21 protein-coding genes are annotated in these 20,443 nt (G+C 66.7%); 11 read left to right on the top strand and 10 right to left on the bottom strand.

Annotated features, from left to right (window positions below):
- Positions 1-8 precede the first annotated feature (8 nt).
- Together QMO76_RS07980 and QMO76_RS07975 are read left to right on the top strand one after the other, a co-directional pair.
- Positions 9-779 (top strand): DNA-formamidopyrimidine glycosylase family protein, encoded by a 771-nt coding sequence (locus QMO76_RS07980; RefSeq protein WP_306360536.1) that lies wholly within the window; start codon positions 9-11, stop codon positions 777-779.
- Positions 780-782: 3 nt separating this feature from the next.
- A complete protein-coding gene (locus tag QMO76_RS07975; RefSeq protein ID WP_306360535.1) occupies positions 783-1,088 on the top strand; it encodes a Uma2 family endonuclease in 306 nt (101 codons plus the stop codon).
- Positions 1,089-1,218: 130 nt separating this feature from the next.
- Here the strand turns inward: QMO76_RS07975 and QMO76_RS07970 are convergent, their stop codons facing one another.
- The 3 genes from QMO76_RS07970 to QMO76_RS07965 form a co-directional block, all read right to left on the bottom strand.
- Complete coding sequence (locus QMO76_RS07970) at positions 1,219-1,785, bottom strand: hypothetical protein (protein WP_306360534.1); 567 nt, start codon at positions 1,783-1,785, stop codon at positions 1,219-1,221.
- A gap of 56 nt (positions 1,786-1,841) precedes the next feature.
- Positions 1,842-2,489: a LysE family translocator gene (locus tag QMO76_RS35300; protein ID WP_372341917.1), complete on the bottom strand. Its 648-nt coding sequence runs from the start codon at positions 2,487-2,489 to the stop codon at positions 1,842-1,844.
- Positions 2,490-2,842: 353 nt separating this feature from the next.
- Positions 2,843-3,139 carry a hypothetical protein gene (locus QMO76_RS07965; RefSeq protein WP_306360533.1) on the bottom strand — a complete coding sequence of 99 codons (297 nt, stop codon included), beginning with the start codon at positions 3,137-3,139 and terminating at the stop codon, positions 2,843-2,845.
- Here QMO76_RS07965 and QMO76_RS07960 point away from each other — a divergent pair.
- A complete protein-coding gene (locus tag QMO76_RS07960; RefSeq protein WP_306360532.1) occupies positions 3,133-3,423 on the top strand; it encodes a hypothetical protein in 291 nt (96 codons plus the stop codon). The genes QMO76_RS07965 and QMO76_RS07960 overlap by 7 nt on opposite strands.
- Positions 3,424-3,664: 241 nt before the next feature.
- Here QMO76_RS07960 and QMO76_RS07955 read toward each other — a convergent pair whose 3' ends face one another.
- A complete protein-coding gene (locus QMO76_RS07955; RefSeq protein ID WP_306360531.1) occupies positions 3,665-4,852 on the bottom strand; it encodes a lipase family protein in 1,188 nt (395 codons plus the stop codon).
- 433 nt (positions 4,853-5,285) lie between these two features.
- On the opposite strand from QMO76_RS07955, the gene QMO76_RS07950 reads away from it, so the two are divergent.
- The 5 genes from QMO76_RS07950 (at position 5,286) to QMO76_RS07930 (ending at position 10,262) form a co-directional block, all read left to right on the top strand.
- Positions 5,286-5,741, top strand: coding sequence for an SgcJ/EcaC family oxidoreductase (locus tag QMO76_RS07950; protein WP_306360530.1), 456 nt, complete (start codon positions 5,286-5,288; stop codon positions 5,739-5,741).
- 418 nt (positions 5,742-6,159) lie between these two features.
- Positions 6,160-7,215, top strand: a complete 1,056-nt coding sequence (locus QMO76_RS07945) for a hypothetical protein (RefSeq protein ID WP_306360529.1) — start codon at positions 6,160-6,162, stop codon at positions 7,213-7,215.
- A gap of 46 nt (positions 7,216-7,261) precedes the next feature.
- A complete protein-coding gene (locus tag QMO76_RS07940; RefSeq protein ID WP_306360528.1) occupies positions 7,262-8,545 on the top strand; it encodes a hypothetical protein in 1,284 nt (427 codons plus the stop codon).
- Positions 8,542-9,447 carry a hypothetical protein gene (locus QMO76_RS07935; RefSeq protein ID WP_306360527.1) on the top strand — a complete coding sequence of 302 codons (906 nt, stop codon included), beginning with the start codon at positions 8,542-8,544 and terminating at the stop codon, positions 9,445-9,447. The genes QMO76_RS07940 and QMO76_RS07935 overlap by 4 nt, the downstream gene beginning before the upstream one ends.
- Entirely contained in the window at positions 9,444-10,262 is an 819-nt protein-coding gene (locus QMO76_RS07930; protein WP_306360526.1) for an ESX secretion-associated protein EspG, read from the top strand. The genes QMO76_RS07935 and QMO76_RS07930 overlap by 4 nt, the downstream gene beginning before the upstream one ends.
- Positions 10,263-10,626: 364 nt before the next feature.
- Here QMO76_RS07930 and QMO76_RS07925 read toward each other — a convergent pair whose 3' ends face one another.
- Positions 10,627-10,956, bottom strand: coding sequence for a hypothetical protein (locus QMO76_RS07925; protein ID WP_306360525.1), 330 nt, complete (start codon positions 10,954-10,956; stop codon positions 10,627-10,629).
- A 46-nt stretch (positions 10,957-11,002) separates the two neighbouring features.
- On the opposite strand from QMO76_RS07925, the gene QMO76_RS07920 reads away from it, so the two are divergent.
- Both QMO76_RS07920 and QMO76_RS07915 read left to right on the top strand, forming a co-directional pair.
- The gene (locus QMO76_RS07920; protein ID WP_306360524.1) at positions 11,003-12,040 is read left to right on the top strand and encodes a helix-turn-helix transcriptional regulator; all 1,038 of its coding nucleotides are present in this window, start codon (positions 11,003-11,005) and stop codon (positions 12,038-12,040) included.
- A complete protein-coding gene (locus tag QMO76_RS07915) occupies positions 12,030-12,239 on the top strand; it encodes a DUF397 domain-containing protein (RefSeq protein WP_306360522.1) in 210 nt (69 codons plus the stop codon). The genes QMO76_RS07920 and QMO76_RS07915 overlap by 11 nt, the downstream gene beginning before the upstream one ends.
- A 69-nt stretch (positions 12,240-12,308) precedes the next feature.
- Here the strand turns inward: QMO76_RS07915 and glpD are convergent, their stop codons facing one another.
- Complete coding sequence (glpD, locus tag QMO76_RS07910; protein ID WP_306360521.1) at positions 12,309-14,048, bottom strand: glycerol-3-phosphate dehydrogenase; 1,740 nt, start codon at positions 14,046-14,048, stop codon at positions 12,309-12,311.
- Between the two features lie 194 nt (positions 14,049-14,242).
- On the opposite strand from glpD, the gene glpK reads away from it, so the two are divergent.
- Complete coding sequence (glpK, locus tag QMO76_RS07905; protein WP_306360520.1) at positions 14,243-15,739, top strand: glycerol kinase GlpK; 1,497 nt, start codon at positions 14,243-14,245, stop codon at positions 15,737-15,739.
- Positions 15,740-15,748: 9 nt separating this feature from the next.
- Here the strand turns inward: glpK and QMO76_RS07900 are convergent, their stop codons facing one another.
- The 4 genes from QMO76_RS07900 to QMO76_RS07885 form a co-directional block, all read right to left on the bottom strand.
- Complete coding sequence (locus tag QMO76_RS07900) at positions 15,749-15,985, bottom strand: hypothetical protein (protein ID WP_306360519.1); 237 nt, start codon at positions 15,983-15,985, stop codon at positions 15,749-15,751.
- A gap of 144 nt (positions 15,986-16,129) precedes the next feature.
- Positions 16,130-17,317 carry a PLP-dependent aminotransferase family protein gene (locus QMO76_RS07895; protein WP_306360518.1) on the bottom strand — a complete coding sequence of 396 codons (1,188 nt, stop codon included), beginning with the start codon at positions 17,315-17,317 and terminating at the stop codon, positions 16,130-16,132.
- Between the two features lie 411 nt (positions 17,318-17,728).
- Positions 17,729-19,102: a hypothetical protein gene (locus QMO76_RS07890; protein WP_306360517.1), complete on the bottom strand. Its 1,374-nt coding sequence runs from the start codon at positions 19,100-19,102 to the stop codon at positions 17,729-17,731.
- Positions 19,103-19,193: 91 nt separating this feature from the next.
- Complete coding sequence (locus tag QMO76_RS07885; protein ID WP_306360516.1) at positions 19,194-20,252, bottom strand: hypothetical protein; 1,059 nt, start codon at positions 20,250-20,252, stop codon at positions 19,194-19,196.
- Between the last annotated feature and the right edge of the window lie 191 nt (positions 20,253-20,443).

Raw genomic sequence — 20,443 nt, 5'->3', positions numbered from 1 at the left:
GTGCCGTCATGCCCGAGGGTGACACCGTCTTCCTCGCGGCGAAGCGGCTGCGCACGGCGCTGGCCGGAAAGACGCTGACCCACACCGATTTCCGCGTACCCCGCTACGCCACCCTGGACCTGCGCGGCGAGCCGGTGGAGAGCGTCGGCAGCTACGGCAAGCACCTGTTCTTCCGCACCCCGGACCTCAGCATCCACACCCACCTGAAAATGGAAGGCGCCTGGCGCGTCTACACCCCCGGACAACGCTGGACCAAGCCGGGTTTCACCGCCCGCCTCATCCTCGCCACCGCCGACACGGAGGCGGTCGGCTTCTCCCTCGGACTGGTGGAAGTGCTGCCCCGCACCGACGAACACACCGCCACCGACCACCTCGGCCCCGACCTGCTCGGCCCGAACTGGGATGCCGACGAGGCCCTCCGCCGCCTGCGCGCCCACCCCGACCAGCCCATCGGCCTCGCCCTGCTGGACCAACGCAACCTGGCCGGTATCGGCAATATCTATCGCAGCGAAATCTGCTTCCTCCGCAAGGTCCACCCCGCCACCCCGATCGCCCACATCGACGCCCTCCCCGCCCTGGTGCACGAGGCCCACCGCGTCCTCACTCGAGCCGCCCACCACCCCCCATGGCGCGCCCTCGCCTACGGCCGCCAACACCGCCCCTGCCCCCGCTGCGCCACCAACCTCGTCGTCCACCTGCTCCCCGACCCCACCGAACCCACCCGCACCGACCGCGGCATCTACTTCTGCCCGGCATGCCAGCCCGCGTCGCCCCTGTAGCGTTTGGCCAGATGTTTACGACGCTGGACACCGCCGGACGTATTTCTCGTCGTCGAGATTCTCTCCGACGGCAGTCGACGCACCGACCGGGTCACCACATTCGCCGAGTACGCCGAAGTCGGGATACCGCACTACTGGCTGATCGACCTGGACGAACCGGTGAGCCTCACCGCCTTCCAGCTGATCGGCGAGCACTACGAGAATGCGGGCGAGTATGCCGGACAGGCGACACCGGCCGTCGGTGACACCCGTGTCACCATTGAGCTGGCCGCCCTGACCAGTGGCCGCCCGGGTGTTCCAGGCAGCTGAGCGAGGCGCCGACGCGGCCGTCGGGCCTCAGGTTCCGTCGTGGTGGCGCGGGCGAGGGGATACCCGCACGACCAGCTGCGCCACAGGTCGCGCACGCTGGCACTGTTGAGGCGCGGTTCACCGTACGTCATCAGCCGAAGTAGAGCACGTCGACCTCGGGAGCGTTGTGCTGCACAGCTTGCTCCAATCGCGTGCGATTCACTTCCCAGCCGATGATCCGCCGACTCGCCGAAAGCAGACCGGGCAGCGGAGTGCGGAAATCGTGGACGCCGTCTCTCCACGAGCCGGGCGGATTCGGCAATGTCGATGATCGATCTCGCGTCGTCAGGCAGATGTAGGTCAACGGATAGCGCCCAGGTTCTGTCACCACCGCAACCGAGGTGACCTGCGTCCACGGAACGCTCACGGCCCCTTGGCGGTCGCCGAGGATCGGAGACTCGCCCAGGGTGATGCCGGTGTGGTCGACACGCAATGCGATACGACGTGACAACGTCAAGTTCAGGATCTTGTACAGGTAGACCAATCCACCCCCGCCGAAGAACCCCAGGCAGGCGATCCGCAGCAGGAGCGGACAGTCGGGAAGGAAACCGATAAGAGCGAATCCTGCGCACACGGCGATCGTCGATACGTCCCGCACGGCGAAGCCGAACCGAACCTCGTAGACGCTGTCGCTCACCTGCCGATCCTGCTCCGCCACGTCACGCTCCTTCACCGGACGGTCGGGCCTGCGATGATCGGCCCTCGCGAAGCACGCTAACGGCCGGGCATTAACGATCCGTTGGCATTCGCTTGGAGCGGTGGAAGCCGGTGAAACAGAGCTCTTCCGCCCTTCGGACCTCGACTCATCGCCAAGTGTTCCGTCGGCCGATCTTCGCACTCGACGAGCTCGGCGCTATAGGCCAGTCGCCGCCCGCGATTCTTCGGTGACGCAACCTTCCTCGCGAAACTGCGTAGCAGTCCGCCCCGACGATCGGTCTCCGTCGACGCCTGCGTAGCCGAACCCAACACCGCGAGGTTCCGCGACAGCGCCAGCCGCACACCGAGGTACAGGAGATACAGCGCTCCGACTACCCGCACAATGTCGATAGCGATCTGCGAGGAGACCAGCAAGGCTGTTAGCCCGGCAGCAGTGGCCATCGCCCACACAAGATCTGCCACCAGCACGCCGAATGCCACGCCGATCGCTGCCTGTCGTCCCCGCAGGAGCGCACTCTTCAACGGTAGAACTACCGCTGGACCGGGTGGCGCGTTCGGCCGGTGCCAGATCAACTCGGCCCGTTGACCTTCGCCCGGTCCGCGCTGGCCGGTTCGGGCAGCGCGATATGCGGCATGTGCGGATGTCTGTGATGCTGGTTTCCTGGACGGAGTGAATGACTTCTCGAAGACTAGAGTCGGATCCATGAAAGACCGGCCTGTCCTCGTCGTGGCCCTCATCGGGGGCTTCATCGGTGCAATGCTGTCGAGTCCGTTCGCCGTGTACTTCGGCTTCGGTACTCCTGTGCTCGCTACCGTCATTGTCGGCGTGGGAATCTTGCTGGCTGGAGGCATAATGTTCGGCGGCCTCTGCGCTGCACTGGTATGGGCCGTCAGGGCTGATCGGCGTAACGGTGGCTACCGCTGTCGCGGTGCGAGCCGGGCATAACTGTTCGAAGCTGCGGTCTGGCGGCGGTACGCAGCAGCCGTAGAGGACGCGGTGATCGGCTAGAAGAGTACGTCTCGCTGCGGCGCGGACCCGAGCCCCCTCCCGACCAACTCTAGATGTCGCGAGGGGTGATGTAGGCGTTGGTAACCACACCGGCAATCCCGGCCCCCATGGCGCAGTGAGCGGTCACGTTCGGACCACTGGCCAGGGTGGAAACCGTGTAGCTGTACGGGCCGATCGCCGGAGCCCCACCGAACGGCCGATTCAGGCCCCAGCAATCGACGGTCAGGTCGTAGAACGCGTTGCCGCCTACGGCGGCATCGATGTGGGGATCACCCGTGGTGAACAGCCGGGTCGTGGCGGGCGCCGGTTCCTGCTGCGGCGTTTGCGGGTGGGGTCCAGTTGGCACAGCATCATCCGCTGGCCGAACACCCGGAGATCGAGATCGCCGATGCGGCCGCGTATCCGCTGCGACTCCCCGACCGCACGGCCAATCCCGTGATTCACGATCAGCTGTCCGCTCTGTTCCGCGACGCCCGTCCACACCCGCGATTCCACACGCCCGCAGCCTCTTTCGACATGGCTCAGCGCGACCTATTCGACGGGCTGAACCTCGCCCCGGCCAGTGAAACCGCGATCACGACACAACCGGCCGGTCTCACCTGGCGACCGCTGCGGGGCGGACCCCCTTGACGATCCACCTGGTCCCCCCGCGTGTGCAGTCACCACTGCACGGCCGCGTCCGCACCGTCGCCAAAACCCTGGCACACGAGCTGCACTGGCTGCCGGACTGACGCACAGCAGGTCACGGAAGACGGACGTCGGCCGGGCACCCCGCAGACCACACCCGGCCCAGTCCGAGGCCGTTCTTCGGGCCCCGGTCCGAGCCATGTGGCCGACGGACTTCCGAACACGGTGGTCGCCCGACCGCGCGCTATGCACCACCCAGCGACATCGACAGCACCGTCCGCGTCGAGCAACCGACTGGCGCGGGCCGCCCCGCCAGCCGGTCGTCGATCCAGCGCAGGGCCGCGGGGATCGCGCTGACTGCGAGACTGACGTGCTCGCTCAATCGGTCCCGCGTATAAGTGATCCGCGCTCCCGATGCGCACCACTGTGCCACCGCCCGGTCGGTCGGCGCGATGTCGACGATCTCGTCGTGTACGGCGTGATAGAGGAACAGCGGCGCGGTCGGTGCCACGGGGCCGAAGTCCAGGTCGGCGAACGATGCCTGGACCTGCTCGAACAGTTGCGAGAAAGGGATCGTCAGGTAGTCGTCCATGTTCAGGAACGCGTGCTGCGCCACATTCGGCGTCACGCATTTGCTGTCACCGGCGGCCATCAGAGCTTTCCCGGCGGGCGTCAGATGCGTGTCGAAGGCCGCCGCCAGCCGTGGATCGGCGCGCATCATGCCCGGCAGCAGCGACGGCAGGAAACCGGAGAACGGACCGGCATTCAGCGACACCAGGTAGGGGCCGATGGGTGCTGTCCAACCGCCCAAGGCGACACCGACCAGTCGTAGTTCGGGGGCGTAGGTCGGATGAACCTGCGCGGCCCAACGGGTCGCGATCGCCCCACCGGAGTAGCCCATCGCGGCGACCGGAGTATCGGTGCCGGACAGGCCGAGCGGCGCGAAACGCTCGGCAGCGCGCACACCGTCGAGTACGGCGTAACCCGGCTGCCTCGGCGCGAACACCGACCCTTTCGGCCCCTCCCAGTCGGGCACGGAAATCGCGTGACCGGACGACAACATCTGATCGATCTGGATGAAATCCAGACTGGCGTCGTACTTGTCCGGCGCTCCCTGCCGGAGGACGAACGAGGGAGCGCACTGCGGGGCCGACGCATCGGTGGCAGGCTGATAGGTGATCAATCCTTTGACGCGCCCGGTTCGCGGACGCAGCACCGTCGTCACGGCCGCCATGGGTTGCCCGGCGGTATCGGTGGTTCGATACAGCAACTGCCAAGAATCGGCGTCCTGCGGCTGTGGCCCCAAGGAGGCCACCTCGACGGGGCGCGAATTCAGGATGGTACCCGGCGCCTCCGAGTCCCAGCCCGACGGCGGGGTGTAGAACGGGTCGTTCTGCGGAGTTGGCAGCGGCTCCGCGCTACCGACCGCCATGGGAATGCCGGTAAGGCACAACACGGCCGAAACCGCGATGAGAAACGAGTGCAACCAGCCACGCTGGACCGCCGAACTCGTTGCACCACAGGCTGATACGACATTGCGCACTGTCGGACTTCCCTCCCCGGAGGGACCGGTTCCCGCGAATCCCTCCACCGGCAGCCAGGGTACATCCCCCACCCAGGATGAATACCTGAACCGACGATATGGGCGTCACCCTGCGAGACGGCGTCCTCCCTGCCCAAGAGACAGCCTGCCTGCCGGACTGATCGGATCGATGGGGACACCCTGTGTACCGGGCTCAGGTCGCCTTCGACCACGCTGGGTAGCGCGTCCATCGGCAGCGGCAAGAGTGGATGTATGCATCCCGACTGTCGATGAGTTCGCCCAGCTTGACCTTAACTAAAGTTGAGGTTCAACAATTCGATGCATGAACAATGACGCCGAGGAGATCCGAGAGCTGTTCGACCGCTACACCGAGCTCTGGATTCAGCACGAGATGCGGGAATGGGGAGAGCTGTTCACCGAGGACTGCGACTTCATCACGCACCGGGGAGTCTGGTGGCGATCCCGGGAAGAGAATGTGCGTGGGCACCTGGACGTACCCGAATCCATTCTGGCGCAGAAGAAGAACTACCACCAGACGGTCGTCGGTCTACAGCCCCTCGCTGATGACGTGATGCTGGTGCACACCGAATGGCTGTGGCCCGGTCACGTATTGCCCGGCGCATACACGGGTGAGGACCGTCGCGGACTCTTCACTGCTGTTCTCGTGCGACGCTCGGGGCGCTGGTTGATCCGGGCGGCACAGAACACACGCCTCAACGGTCTCGATGACTTCACATCGATCGCGTCGCGAAGTGCCGCGCCGGTAAGCGAAGCCTGATGGCTGGCCGCGGCGCGGGGGGTGTCGGGGAACACCCGATCATCGGCAGTATGGTGCGTTCGGGCGGTGCCAGATCAGCTCAGTGGGTGGGGCTCCCGGTGATCTCCTGTCGTACGGTCTCGGCGACGCGGGACAGCGCGGAGCCGAGGTGGCGGCGTTGCGCGGCCGTCAGCGGGTCGAAAATCTGGCCGCCCTGACCAGCGCACGCCCGGGTGGCTCCGTCTCCGACTGAACGGGTGCGGCATCGTTCGGTCAGGCCATTAAGACATGGCAGGCGAACACCACAGGGCCGAACTTGCGCCGGTTGACCATCTGCGGCATCTTCTACTCGCGGGAAGGTCGGGAGTGCGGTGGATGTCGAGACCCGAACAACCGGGTCACGTACCTCGGCTCGAGCAAACGGGGGGAGATGAAGTGAGTGGCCGATCCGAATAATGTCTGGGGCGGGAGTCTCAAGCAGCAGGCGCAAGAAGGCGCATTCGGCGTCGCGTTCGATCCCTCGGTAGCTACCACGCTGGCAACGGAATGCGCGTCGATGCTCAGCGCGGTCGAGGAGGCCGTCGGCGTCATGGCAAACGCACGCGAACTGAAGCCGTTGAATCTGAAGACATCCGGCCCTCAGCTATCCTCAATGATCAATGCCGCCGCCGCCGATCTGGACGATCGACTGGTAAGTGGGCACAGAAAGATTTTGACCGACATGGGCGAGACCTTCGTCATCGCCGGACGCTTGTACAACCAAGCGGAAGAGGATTCGCAGTCGACCTTTCTGAAGCTCACCGTCGATGCGAACCGAGCTCCAGTACAGTCCGAGGGTGCCGAACTGCCGGGCTGGCGCCCGTCATCGAGGTATGGGCACGAGTTCTATTCGCATTCGGCCCAGCGAGACTACTCCAACACGTTGACGGCCACCGACCAGGCGGTGAGCCTCGACACGCTGGCCGAGCACAATGGCGTCACAGTCAAGCCCACGGCAGTAGACCTCGACGCCGATATGGGCGCAAACTACACCTGGGACGAGTTTGCAGACCACTACGACTACGTCGATGGCCAGCAAATCCCGGCACAGCTGCAGTATTTCGCCGACTCGTGGAAGAAGGCGGCCGACATCTTGCGGGCTCAATCCTCGGCTTTCAAGAGCGCCTACGATCCGCTACTGCAATCGTCACCCGGTGGTTCGAATACTGGAGGGGTGTGGGCCTCCCCGGCTGCGATGCAGGCCAAGGCCGCACTGGACGACTATTTGACCGGAATGAACAGGTTGATCGCGGGGATGGAGGTGATGAGCAGCAACCTCGCCTTCACGCAGGGGGTGGATGCTGCGTCTGCAAACCTTCCTCCCGTTGGAGAAGTACGAGTACTATCTCGGTTCTCGGTCTGCCCGAACCCTCGATGCGGAGCTTCGCCAGATCCAAACAGCCTGGGACAACTGGTATGTCGAGGGAGCGAAACTGACCGCCAGCGCAGTCCCTGAACTCGCTCCCGCTCGCAGTGTCGTCACCGTGCCAGTTGGTGGAGGTTTGCCCACGTCGCTGACCGAACTGCTGATTGGCGATCAGAGCCCCGGGCAGACCACCGTCGATCCCATTGCCATGGCCAATCAGCTCCGCAGGGGCATTCCGGTGGAAGTCGTCAATCCCGATGGCAGCCATACCATATACACACCCAATCCGGACGGTACGACGACCACGACGACGTCGACCAAAGCTCCGGATGGCAGCGTCACCGCCGTCTCCCAGACCGATGGCGGGCCGGCCGTCACCTCAGTATCCACACCGCGCAATGACGGCAGCGGAATCATCGACACCGTCACCACCAATGCCGACGGTACTGTCACGACCACCGTCACCACACCTATCGGTGATGGTCGCTACAAGACCACCACCACCAAACCCGACGGCTCACCTGGAACGGAATCCGTCATCAGCCCGCGACCCGGCGGCGGGATACTCACCGAAACCATCGATCCCAGTACGCAAAGCGCGATCGCAACGGTCACCCACCCCAATGGCTTCTCCGCCACCGATACCTTCCGGATCGACGAGAACGGCGAACCTCGGCTGCTGTCCACCATCGACAGCAGCGGCAGGCAAGCCACCGTCCAATCCGACGGTGCCGTCTTCACCCAGTTCGGAGACGGTTCCTCTGGCACCACCACACGCCTGCCCGACGGGAGCACGTTCACCCAGTTCAGCGATGGAACCATCTGGACAACCAACGCTCCTCAGCCCGATCAGCCACAGGTCAGCGCGTTGGACGCGACGATGGCCTTCCTCGGCTTCGAAAGCCACCCGAACACCACGGTCGGCGGCATGGCGGCCAGCGGTATCGCGGCGGGAATGGAAGTGGGCGGAAAGACCATGGCCGAACAGGCCGCGACGATGGCGCGAACCTCTCAGCTTCTCGGGCAGGGAGCCCTCCAAGACCTCGCCAACGGCACGGGGATGCCAGGCAAACAAGCATCGGTCGCCTTGCAAATCGGCGACGACGCCACCAAGCTTGCGAGCCAAGGCAAATGGCTCGGGGCGGTCGGCAAGGTCGGCGGACCGCTGGCGACAGTCGGATTCGCCACCTACAACTCCTGGGATGACTACAACGAAGGACGTAAGACCGGCTGGGAGGCAATCGGTAACGGCGTGGGAACTTCGATTGGAGGCATTGGCGGAGGAATGGCTACCGGTGCATTTCTAGGAAGTATAGCGGGACCACCAGGTATGATCGTCGGCGCTGTGCTCGGCGGCGTAGCATTCGGGGCCCTCGGAGGCACATTGGGCGAGAACGCAGCGAAAGCGGTGACTGAATGAACAGCGTACCCAACAGTAAGTCGATTGCTCGAACTGTTGTTGCACCATGGCCAGAAGGTTTCGGACCTGACAATCGCAGGAGAGTGTTACTGTTCGGCGCGCTTCCCTTTCTATTCCTGGGGGTGCCCGTTGGAGTCTGGATGATAATTTCCGGCGCGAGCCAGGACCAGCCAGGACATGCACTGATCGGGGCAGGAGCCATCCTCTTCTTTCCATTTGCCACGCCGATCGCAATACGAGTCTACCGAACCAGGCGGAGCACACCGCCCACACTATCCCCTGGACATTGCATTGATAACGAAGGCGCACTGTCCATTCCGAGGTGGAAGTGGTTCTCCGTTTTCGCGGGCCTGTTCATTATCGCAGTAACCTTTGCTGGCGTACTCATGCTGTATGCGCTGACTTTTCCCGACTCCGCAGAGGTAAATTATCGGTTGCGCAGCCCCATTGTCGCTCCACTCTTAATCGTGGCTATTGCCATAGGAGTGTGGCTACTAGCACGGCTTCTGTCTGCGGCGCAAAGAGAGAAAGGCCTATGGCTGACACCTAGCCGGGTGCATCTCAGCGACGGACTCATACACCAATCCGTCGCCTGGGAAGACATCGTGGACGTGCAAGCAGCAGCAAAGCCTCGCTTTGCGACAATAAAGCTAGCTTCACGGATCGGAGCCGTTGAGGTAGCCAGGAACTCCGTGTGGGCACGGAAAAAGAACCGTACCTGGCTCATTGAAATATTTTCTCTCGAGTTCGACATGGATTCCGCACTTCTCTACCACACGATCCATTACTACTGGAAGCATCCAGAACTCCGGGAGGAACTCGGCTCCAGGGCTGCGATCAATCGCGTACGACGCGGTGACGTAGTCGATTCCGACAGTCGCCACCAAGGCACCCGTTCGTGACACGCACCTGGTCTTTCACCGAGGCCGAGTTCGCCATGTTGTGGCAGGACGCGACCGGCGACCGGTTGCCCGCACCGTTCTTGTACGTCTCCCCTGCCACGTCCCCGGAGGAACAGCGTGCGCTCACACAAGCGACCACGAAGAGCCTGCGAGAGAAGATGACCCGCGAGGTCGATGGCATTATCGAAACGATCGCCCACCCGGACCTCACGCTGTCGGTTTACGGAGGCAACGAGAGCAATCCGATGCGCGCCGAGTCGCTGATTCGCGTGCTCGCCGCCAGGAAGGGTGAGCGCGGCTACCTCATCAGTCAGCTTCCGGGCGACTCGTACTTTCACCGGGGCGGCTACCTCGTCACCGAGTGTGATCCGATCCGGTTGCCCGATGCGATAGTCGCGGCGATCCCGCCCGCTGCCGCAGGTGGCAGAGGTGAGGTTGAACTCACCTCCAGCGATGCCCACACAATCCTGCATCGGGACGCCTCCTATGCCGACCGCGTGGAGTACACAGACACCCAGTCGGTGGTGGCGGTGAACGATGACCGAGTGTCCGCAGTGTCGGCGCGGTTCCTACGCGCTCCGGCGTCCATCTCCGGCGAGATTCAGATCACGCAGGGTAGTTCCGTGTTCGGTCCGCGCGGCATCGCACGGTATACGGTCGGCTGGCGGGATCTCGAGGACGACGGCCGGTACGTCATTGCCGATCGTCCCGCAATCGCTGTCGGTGCGGATACGAATCGATTCGTGTCGCTGCTGAACGCGCGAGTCGCGGCGGTCATTAGAGCCATCAAGGAAGAACGCGAACAGTTGTGCTGACGTCTGTCACCGGTTCGAGGATCGCCAACGGGGATGTCGTCGGGGTGGAGGTCGCAGCCGGGAGAACGGAGGTGGTTCGACCATCAGCGCATCGGGCCGTCCTGGGACTCCTCTGGTGCTCGACATTCATCAGTGTTGATCGCGTGCCCTCCTGAGCATAGGACTGACCATAGTCGGGATCCTGATCTTCCTCTCTCGGCTACATAGTCGGCATTCCGAGTCGTCCGCCGTCAGGGTGCGGGGCGACTGGATCAACTCGGGGGCCGCAGGCGTGATGTGGCCGTCGGGCCATAGGAGAGCCCATGTGCCGTCATGGAGTTGGATCCAACCGATCGGCGGCTCAGTTCGGGTCGACGTGGGGGCCTTATCGCTGTGCATCGGTGGCGGTCCGTGGGTAGGTGGTGGGCGGGTCGATGGTGATCACTGCTGCGACGGCCAGGAGGTCGGTGGGGACGGTGCCGGTGTCGAAATGTTGTGTGTTCGGGACGAATACAGCCTCGGCGGCGAGGCGGGTGATGGTGGATTTCAGGCCCGCGAGCAGGGGTTTGGGGGTGCGGCCGTCTATGACGATCAGTTTGGCGAAGTCGAAGCCGTGGAGGGCGGCGGTGGTGCGGATCCGGGATTCGTCCCAGGCTTGGCGGGAGCCGCTGATGTCGGAGCGGAGGTAGCCGATCGCGGTGGGGCGGAAGCGCATGGTGAGGGTCCGTTCTGTTGGGGTGAGGGGGGCTGGGAGTGGTTCGATGACACACCTCGCGGCGGCGACACGCGGTGCGAATCGGGGGCACCGCGAGAACCGGCCCGAAAGCCCTGAACGGGCACCGGTGCAGGTGGGAGCATTTCTTCGGAACGGTGAACTCGACCTCCCCGAATCGGAGGATGCGATGACCCAGGTGAACGGTGAGGCGGGGTCGACGCTGCCGCGGCGGCAACTCGGCCGGTATCTGCTGGAATGGCGCAGTCGGGCCGGATACACGCAGGCGAAGGCGGCGCAACTGCTGGAGATCGGGGCGACCAGTCTCGGAAGGTTGGAGAAGGGGGAGAATTCGCGGATCAAGTCGCGGGATATCCAGGCCGCGTGCGATTTGTACGGGGTGCCGGAGGATTTGACCGCGGCGCTGGTGGGGCTGGCGAGGCAGGCGAATGTCAAGAACTGGTGGCATCAGTACGGGGATCTGATTCCCAAGGACTTCGACGTGTATGTGGGGCTCGAAGCCGCAGCGGCGAAAATCGTTACGTACCAGCCGGAGCTGGTGCCGGGGCTGCTTCAGATCGCCGACTACGACCGGGCGCTGGCAGCGAGCCGCTCGCACGACACCGAGGATGAGCGGGAGCGGCGGGTGCAGTTGAAGATGCAGCGCCAGAGAATCGTCACTCGCAAGACTCGGCCCGTGACATTGGACGTCGTGGTCGGTGAGGCCGCGTTGCGCCGGATCGCGGGCAGTCGACGAATCATGGCCGCGCAGTTGCGGCACTTGGCCGATCAGTCCACCGAGGACAACGTCGAGGTTCGGATACTCCCGTTCGCCGCTGGCTTTCCGAACGGTGTTTCTATGCCGCCGTTCGTCGTGCTGCACTACGGGCAGGCCGCGCCCGGTGAGCCTGTCGAGCCATCTGTCGTGTTCCTGGAAGGGATCGTGGGCAACTTGTACATTGAGGATTCCGACGACGTGGCGAGCTTCTTGCGGTCATACGATGGAATCAGGGACGCGGCGCTCGACACTTCGGGCAGCCGACAGTTGCTCAGGCAGTTAGCAAGGGAGTACGGAAGTGCGCCATGACCTCTCCGATGTGCACTGGTTCAAGAGCAGCCACAGCCAGCACGGTGGCGAATGCGTAGAAGTCGCACACCTCGACGGTGGCATGGTCGGCGTCCGTGATTCGAAGAATCCGAACGGACCGACGCTGGTATTCACTTCGAGCGAGTGGACCGCCTTCACCGCCGGTGTTGGCAATGGAGAATTCCACCGCCCCGGCTGATCTCACCCGACTGAACCGAACGAGCGCCCCACCGCAGGTAGGGTGCTCGCCGCGTATTCGCGCCGCCGATCAGTCGGCGCTGAGCGGGACCGGATCCAGCACCTCCCGGCGCGCCTCCGGCGCTTCCAGGCGCAGCGCGTCGGCTGACGTGTCGTCGGGCTGAGTCTGGGATTCGATCTCCGCGCGCACGCGGGCCTGGTAGGTGCTCACCTCGCGGGCGATATCGGCCTCTTCCCAGCCGAGGACGGGGGCGACCAGGCGCGCCACTTGATCGGCGCAGTCGACGCCGCGGTCGGCGTATTCGATGGAGATGCGGGTGCGGCGGGCCAGGATGTCGTCCAGGTGCAGCGCGCCCTCGGCTGCCGCCGCGTACACGGCCTCCACCTGGAGGTAAGCGGGGGCGGCGGTGATCGGTTGCAGCAGATCGGGTTTGCCGTCCGCCAGGCCCAGCACTTCGTCGATGAGGGAGCCGTAGCGGTTGAGCAGGTGCTCGATGCGGTAGGGGTGCACGCCGTACTTCTCCGCGAGGTGCGGGACCTGGTTGAGCAGGGCGTGGTAGCCGTCCGCGCCGAGCAGCGGCACCTTCTCGGTCACCGACGGCGACACCCGGCGCGGAATGTCCACCAGCGCGGCGTCCACGGCGTCGTAGGCCATCACCCGGTAGGTGGTGTACTTGCCGCCCGCGATGGCCACCAGGCCGGGTGCGATCCGGGCCACGGCGTGTTCGCGCGAGAGCTTCGAGGTCTCGTCGCTCTCCCCCGCCAGCAGCGGGCGCAGGCCCGCGTACACGCCGGTGATGTCGGCGTGGGTGAGCGGCGTGACCAGCACCTCGTTGATGCGGTCGAGCAGGTAGTCGATATCGGCCTTGGTGGCGGCCGGATGCGCGAGATCGAGATTCCAGTCCGTGTCGGTGGTGCCGACGACCCAGTGGTTGCTGCCCCACGGAATCACGAACAGCACCGAGGTGGGGGTGCGCAGGATCAGGGCGGCGTCGCTGGCAATGCGGTCGCGAGGCACCACGATGTGCACGCCCTTGGAGGCTCGCACATGGAATCGCCCGCGCACATGCGACAGTGCCTGGATCTCGTCGGTCCACACCCCCGTTGCATTGATGACCACACTGGCGCGGGCCTCGGTGGTGCGGCCGTCCTCGCTGTCGCGCACCTTCACCCCGACCACCCGGTCGGCCTCGCGCAGGAAGCCGACCACCTGGGTGGAGGTGCGGATGGTTGCCCCGTAGTGCGCTGCGGTGCGGGCCACCGTCATGGTGTGCCGGGCGTCGTCGACCAGCGTGTCGTAGTAGGTGACGCCGCCGGTCAGCGCGCTGCGCTTGAGCCCGGGAGCCAGCCGCAGCGCGCCGTGGCGGGTCAGATGATGCTGTCCCGGCACGGATTTCGCGCCACCCATGGTGTCGTACAGCAGCAGGCCCGCCGACACGTAGGGCCGCTCCCAGCCGAAATGGGTCAGCGGGTAGAGGAATTTCAGCGGCTTCACCAGGTGTGGCGCGAGCTTGGACAGCGCCAGCTCCCGTTCCCGCAGGGCCTCCCGCACCAGCCCGAACTCGAACATCTCCAGGTAGCGCAGGCCGCCGTGGAACATCTTGGAGGAGCGGCTCGAGGTGCCCGCGGCCAGATCGCGCGCCTCCACCAGCGCCACCTCCAGACCGCGGGTGGCGGCGTCGAGCGCGATACCCGCGCCCACCACCCCGCCGCCGATCACGATCACGTCGAACGGCTCCTTACCGAGCCGTTCCCAGGCAGCGGCACGCTGCTCCGGGCCCAGGAACTGAGAGTGCGGGTGCTTCGCCATGCTCGACTCCTCCGGCCGACCGGTACGCCGGAGACTCCGGCGACGCGGCATTCGTATCGATGACGCTCGTGGCTCTGGTGCGGTTGCTCAGGGGTAACCAGCCACCAGCCTAACGCGGTCGTTCGCGACAGGAAGGAACGACGGGGCCTGTGTCATCCGCCCGTATCGGCCCGTTCGCACGGTAGCCTGCTCCAATGCGTCGCTATGTGGCCGCCATCGATCAGGGTACGACCTCGAGCCGGTGCATCGTCTTCGACCAGCGTGGTGCGGTCGTCGGCGTCGCACAGCGGGAGCACGAGCAGATCTTCCCGCAGCCGGGTTGGGTCGAGCACGATGCCGAAACCATCTGGCGCAATACCGAATCCGTGATCGCGGAGGTCCTGGAGAAGACCGGCCTGAGCGCGAGCGACATCGCCGCCGCCGGGGTCACCAACCAACGCGAGACCACCGTGGTGTGGGAACGCGCCACCGGCAAGCCGATACATAATGCCATCGTCTGGCAGGACACCCGCACCGCCGCGCTGGTCGGCGAACTGGGCGGCGCGGACGGCCCGAACCGCTACACCGACCGCACCGGCCTGCCGCTGTCCACCTACTTCGCCGGTCCCAAGCTGCGCTGGATCCTCGACCACGTGCCCGGAGCGCGAGAACGCGGCGAGAACGGCGAACTGTGCTTCGGCACCGTCGACAGCTGGGTGCTGTGGAATCTCACCGGCGAGCACATCACCGACGTCACCAATGCCTCGCGCACCATGCTCATGGATCTGCGCACCCTGCAATGGGATCCGGATATCTGCGCGGAGTTCGGCGTGCCCGTCGCCATGCTGCCCGCCATTCGCAGTTCATCGGAGGTGTACGCGGACATCAGCTCCGGCGCGCTGCGCGGCGTGCCGGTGGCGGGCATCCTCGGCGATCAGCAGGCCGCCACCTTCGGACAGGCGTGCCTGTCGCCCGGCGAGGCCAAGAACACCTACGGCACCGGCAATTTCATGCTGATGAACACCGGAACCACCCCGGTGTTCAGCGAGCACGGGCTGCTCACCACCGTGTGCTATCGGCTCGGTGCGGAACCGGCCGTGTACGCGCTGGAGGGCTCCATCGCCGTCACCGGCTCCCTGGTGCAGTGGCTGCGCGACAACCTCGGCCTCATCGAGACCGCCGACGACGTGGAGGATCTGGCCCGCTCGGTGCCCGACAACGGCGGCGTCTACATCGTGCCCGCCTTCTCGGGCCTGTTCGCACCCCGCTGGCGTCCCGACGCCCGCGGCGTGGCGGTGGGGCTGACCCGGTTCGCCAACAAGGGCCATTTCGCCCGAGCGGCCCTGGAGGCCACGGCTTTCCAGACCCGCGAGGTCCTCGACGCCATGCGCGCCGACGCGGCCGCCCAGCGGCTGGAGGTGGAGCTGGTGACGCTCAAGGTCGACGGCGGCATGGTGGTCAACGACCTGCTCATGCAATTCCAGGCCGATATCGTGGACGCGCCGGTGGTGCGCCCCGTGGTCACCGAAACCACCGCGCTCGGAGCCGCTTACGCGGCCGGGCTGGCGGTCGGCTACTGGGCGAGCACGGAGGACATCCGCGCCAATTGGTCGGAGGACAAGCGCTGGAAGTCCACCATGACCGACACCGACCGCGACCGTCTCATGGCCGAATGGAACAAAGCCGTGGAACGCACCTACGACTGGGTGTGAGCGCACGAATCACGGCGGTATGAGCCGGAATCCGGCTCCGGCACCACCCCGCCGGTCGTAGCCGACGGCGGTGAGGGTGCAGAACCACATCCAGGTCGCCTCCGCCAGGGGCACCCCGTGCGGCATGGCCACCCCCATGCCACCGCCGAGGGCGATGACCGGACGCGGGGCCGCCTCGGCGTGTGCGGCACCCGCGCAGAGCAGTGCTCCGGCCGCCAGCGTCGCGACGAGACGGGAACGTCTCATGCGGCGGTCGAGCCGGGCGTGGAGTCGTCGACAACGCCGGGGACAGCACCGAATCGCACCGCATTCCTTCCGTCGGCCGCACGGGAACAGCCGTGATCCCGTGTCAGGGAGAACGATACGTCCCGACCCCGGGACCGAGTGCGGTCAGGCCCGCGCGGCGGCGTGCGCGGTAGCCAGGCGGTCGATCGCGCGGCCCAGGGTGTCCGCGTCGGAGGTGGTGAAGCACAGGCGCATGGCGTGGCTGAAGTCGGTGGCGACCGCGAAGGCCGAACCGGGCACGTAGGCGACGCCCGCGTCCAGGGCGGCGGGCAGCAGGGCGTCGGTATCGGTGCCGTCGGCGAAATCCACCCAGACGAACATCCCGCCCGCCGCGTCGGTGCTGACCACGGCGTCGCCGAAGCGGGTTCGCACCGCGTCGACGAGCGCCTTGGCCCGCGCGCCGTAGGCGGTGCGCACGGAATCGATGTGCGCGGCAAGCCATTCGGTGTCGGTGAGGAGGTCGGCCACGATCTGCTGGGTGAGCGCCGAACCGCAGAGATCCGCACCCTGTTTGAGCAGTTCCACCGCACGGCAGACCCGGGTCGGCGCGACCATCCAGCCCACGCGCAGAGCTGGCGCGAGGATCTTGGACGAACTCGACAGCCGAATCACATTGGGCGAATACGTGGCCACCGGCTCGGGGGACGGCCGGTCGAACCAGAGCTCACCGTACGGGTCGTCCTCGATGATCCAGAAGCCGTACGTCTCGGCGAGTTCGGCCAGTTCGCGGCGACGTTGCGGCAGCAGCGTGACACCGCCGGGATTGTGGAAATTGCTCACGGTGTGCACGACGGCGGGGCGCTCACCGCGGGCCAGTAGCTCGCGCAGGGCGTCGAGGCGCATGCCGTCGGCGTCCAGTGCGACGGCCTCGATCCGCGCCCCGGCGGCGCGAAAGACCTGTAGCGCACCGACATACGCCGGATCCTCGACCACCACCAGCGCACCCGGATCGAGCAGCACCTCGGCGAGCAGGGACAGCGCCTGCTGCGAACCGTGCGTGACGAACACCTCGTCGACCGGCACCGGGCGGGCCAGGCGCGCGGATTCGCGCGCCGCCAGCACCTCGCGCAGCGGACCCCAGCCCGGCGATTCGGTGTACTGCAAACGCGAGCGGTCCGACAGGGCGGCGTCGGCGGCGCGGGCGATGCGGTCGCGCGGCATGAGTTCGGCATCGGGCAAACCACCGGCAAGGCTGATGATGTCGGCGCGCGCGGTGAGTTTGAGCAGATCGCGAATCGCCGAACTGCGCAGGCCGTCGAGATTCCGGGACAGGGGCGGCGTGAGCGGCGACATGGACACCTCCGAGGGAAAGCCGGGGTTCGCGGAATCCCCACTGTTTCACAACGCGACCAGGATATGAAATGTGATTCTCATATTCCGGGATGAATGGGGTGGCCGGGCCCCGGCATCGGCGCGCGTTCGCCCGACGACGCGCGCACGACGGCGGCGGGTCCGACCCGCCGCCGTCGCTCACGGGCGCACCGTCGCTCACGGGCGCACCGTCGCTCACGGGCGAACCGTCGCTCACGGGCGAACCGTCGCTCACGGGCGCACCGCCACTCAGGGACGCACCGTCGCCCACGGGCGAACCGTCACTCAGGGCGCACCGTCACTCAGCGACGCACCACCACTCAGGGACGCACCGTCGCCCACGGGCGAACCGTCACTCAGGGACACACCGTCGCCCAGGGACGTACCGTCCGCTCAGGGACGCTCGTTGATGGCGACGATCAGATGCCTGCCGTCACGGTTGACCGTGGTGATGTGCTGCCGGTACACGGTGGTGGTGCCGTCCGGGCGGTGCTCGGTGAGGTCGGCGTCGAAGATATCCGGGGTGATCTCCACAATGCGCAGGCAGTAGGTGGTGCCCGCCGGAATCACCTCGTCGATGGCCTGCTGAATGGTGTCGGCCGGGGAGATGTTCAACGCGTCCGGGGCCACGAACTCGCGCGCCGTGGCGCCGCTGCGCAGCGCGTAGAAGGCGTGCTGGAAACCCAGGATCGCCTCCGCCCCGGAGGCGGTGGACCCCGCGCCGTTGCCGACCGTGACCTTGCCGTCCCTGCGGGCCGGACAGCTCAGCGCGGCACTGCTCGTCGCCGCCGCCCCGGTGGTGGCTGGTGCCGGATCGGCGGACACGTCGTCCTCGGGGCCGCCCCGGGTGATCAGCGCGACCGTCACCACGACGGCGATCAAGGCCACGACCGCGCCCGCCACCAGCAGCAGGCGGCCCCGCCCGCGGCTCTCCGGCTCGGGTGGTGGCGGCGGCGCGGCCTTCGGCGCCAGCATCTTGCCGATGGGGTCATCCGCCCACGACAGCGATTCCCGGTCCGACCCGGTGGATTTCGCCGCCGAGGTGGACGAGCGCGCCGGTTCCGGCGCGGCGGGCGGGTAACCCGTCTCGCCGCCGCGCAGCCACGACGACTCGCGGCCGGAGCTGGACGTGTTGATCCCGCCCGCGGCGGCCCACCCCGACGACTTCTTCGGCGCGGGCGGCACCTGATCGCCGGACAGGCGCACGGTGGCGTCCGGGGCGGGCGTGGAGTCGAACCGCGCGGTCGGCGGCGCGGGAGCCGATTCCGGCGCGCGATAGTCCGGCGCGTCCACCGGCCGCCAGCCGATCTCGGGGCTGGGCGACGGCGGCGCGGCCGGAGTCCACGCCGGGGCTCCCGCGTCGGGTGCCTGGCCGAACTCCGACAGTGGCGGGCCGAAATCGGAGAGCGGCGGGCCGAAATCATTCTGGGGCGGCCCGAAATCGCTCTGCGGCGGGCCGAAATCATTCTGCGGCGGCCCGAAATCGCTCCGCGGCGGCGGCCCGAAATCGGCGACGGGCGGGCCGAACTCCGTCAGCGGCGGGCCGAAACCCGCATCCTCCGTACCGTTTCGCGTGCTGTCGGCGAGGTCACGGCGCGACAGCTGCTCGGTCTCCTGCGCATCCGGATCTACGGCCGGCTCCGCGTCCGCCGTCACCGCATCGCGCGACAGCTGCTCCGTGGGGCGCGACTCCAACCCGTCCGACTCCGGCGGGAGCCCGGACTGCGCGTTCGCTGCGTCCGCGGTCTCATCCTTGCCGGAACCCATCACCGGTGTCCTTTCCCCACGCATGCACTGAGGGCGGTCGCGAACGACCGCCCCCACGCGACAAACTCAGCTGCCGGATTCGACCCCGACGTCAGTACTGGACCGAACCACCCCACTGGGTGGTCGCACCGCCGACCTCGATCGTCTGGGCGGGCAATTCGCCCTGCGGGAGCTTACCAATTTCACCCAGCGCCGCCAGTGCCGCGGAGCCGCCCGGCTGCAGGCGGACCCAGCCCTCGGCGGCCGCCTTGGCGGCATTGGCCTGGGTGGTGTCCACGGTGAACTCGACCTTGCGGTCCTCGGCGCCGCCACCGCCGACGAAGCCGGTCACCTTGATGGTGTTGGCCTCGATGAACTCCAGCGAGACACCGGCCTCACCGTAGCCGCCCGGGGTGCTGTAGCCCACGGTGCCGACATAACCGTCCAGGTTGCTGAAGTGGTGGGTGTTGGCGGCGAAACCGGGCAGCAGCGCGCCGCCATCGACATTCGCGCCGACCTCGGTGTGCGGGCCAGTCATCTCCACCACGGGCGCGGCGGGAGCGGTCTCGACCACCGGGGCCTCCCAGCGCGGCTGGACCGTCTCCGGGTCCGTCAGGGTGTCGACCGGGGTCTCCTCGTCCGGCTGGACCTCCTCGGCCTCGGGGGCCTCCGGCTGCGCCGGAATGGTGGTGCCCGGCTGACGCGGGGTGTTCACGGCGGGCTCGGCCGGATCCTGCTGACCCGGCACCGGCAGCGGCGCCACCCGCGGGGTGGTCACACCCGGCTGCGACGGCGACGGCTGCGGAGTCCGGGCGCCGGGCTCGGCCGGTGCGCCGGGCTCGTTCTGGGTGCCGGGCTGAGTGGTACCCGGCTGCGCGCCCGGGGTCTCCCCCTGCGGCGTCGGCTGCTCCGGATTGACGCCCGGCTGGCTCGGCGTCGGCTGGTTCTCGGGCCCGCGGGTGTTGTCCGGCCGCGGGGCCGGGGTGCCGCCCGTACGAGGCTCCACCTCCGGGTTCTCGGCCTCACCCGGCTGCGCCGGCGCGGTGGGCGAGGCATTGGGATCGTTCGGAACGGCATTGGCCGGGGTGGACATCAATGTGGCCGCCACGGCCGCACCCGCCACCGTTAGGGAGGTGCTCACCTTCATGCGGTTCGGCTTGCGGTGCTTCACTTTTCGTGTATCCCTTTCGATCCCTCATCCCGCGCGCGTCACGCGGGTGACCGCGAGTTCGCACCGGTAGGGACCGGAAAGGGTTGCACCCCCGACAATCTCGCGATCGCCCGACCGATCGCTTTCCCGCCGCGAAGTGAATCACACTGCGCGGCCAGCGGCAAGGCGGCAGGTGTTCCCAACACCGGATG

Source organism: Nocardia sp. CC227C (assembly GCF_030767025.1).
GTDB lineage: Bacteria > Actinomycetota > Actinomycetes > Mycobacteriales > Mycobacteriaceae > Nocardia.
Note: the sequence above shows the minus strand (reverse complement) of the source record. Positions and strands in the feature narration are given on the sequence as shown.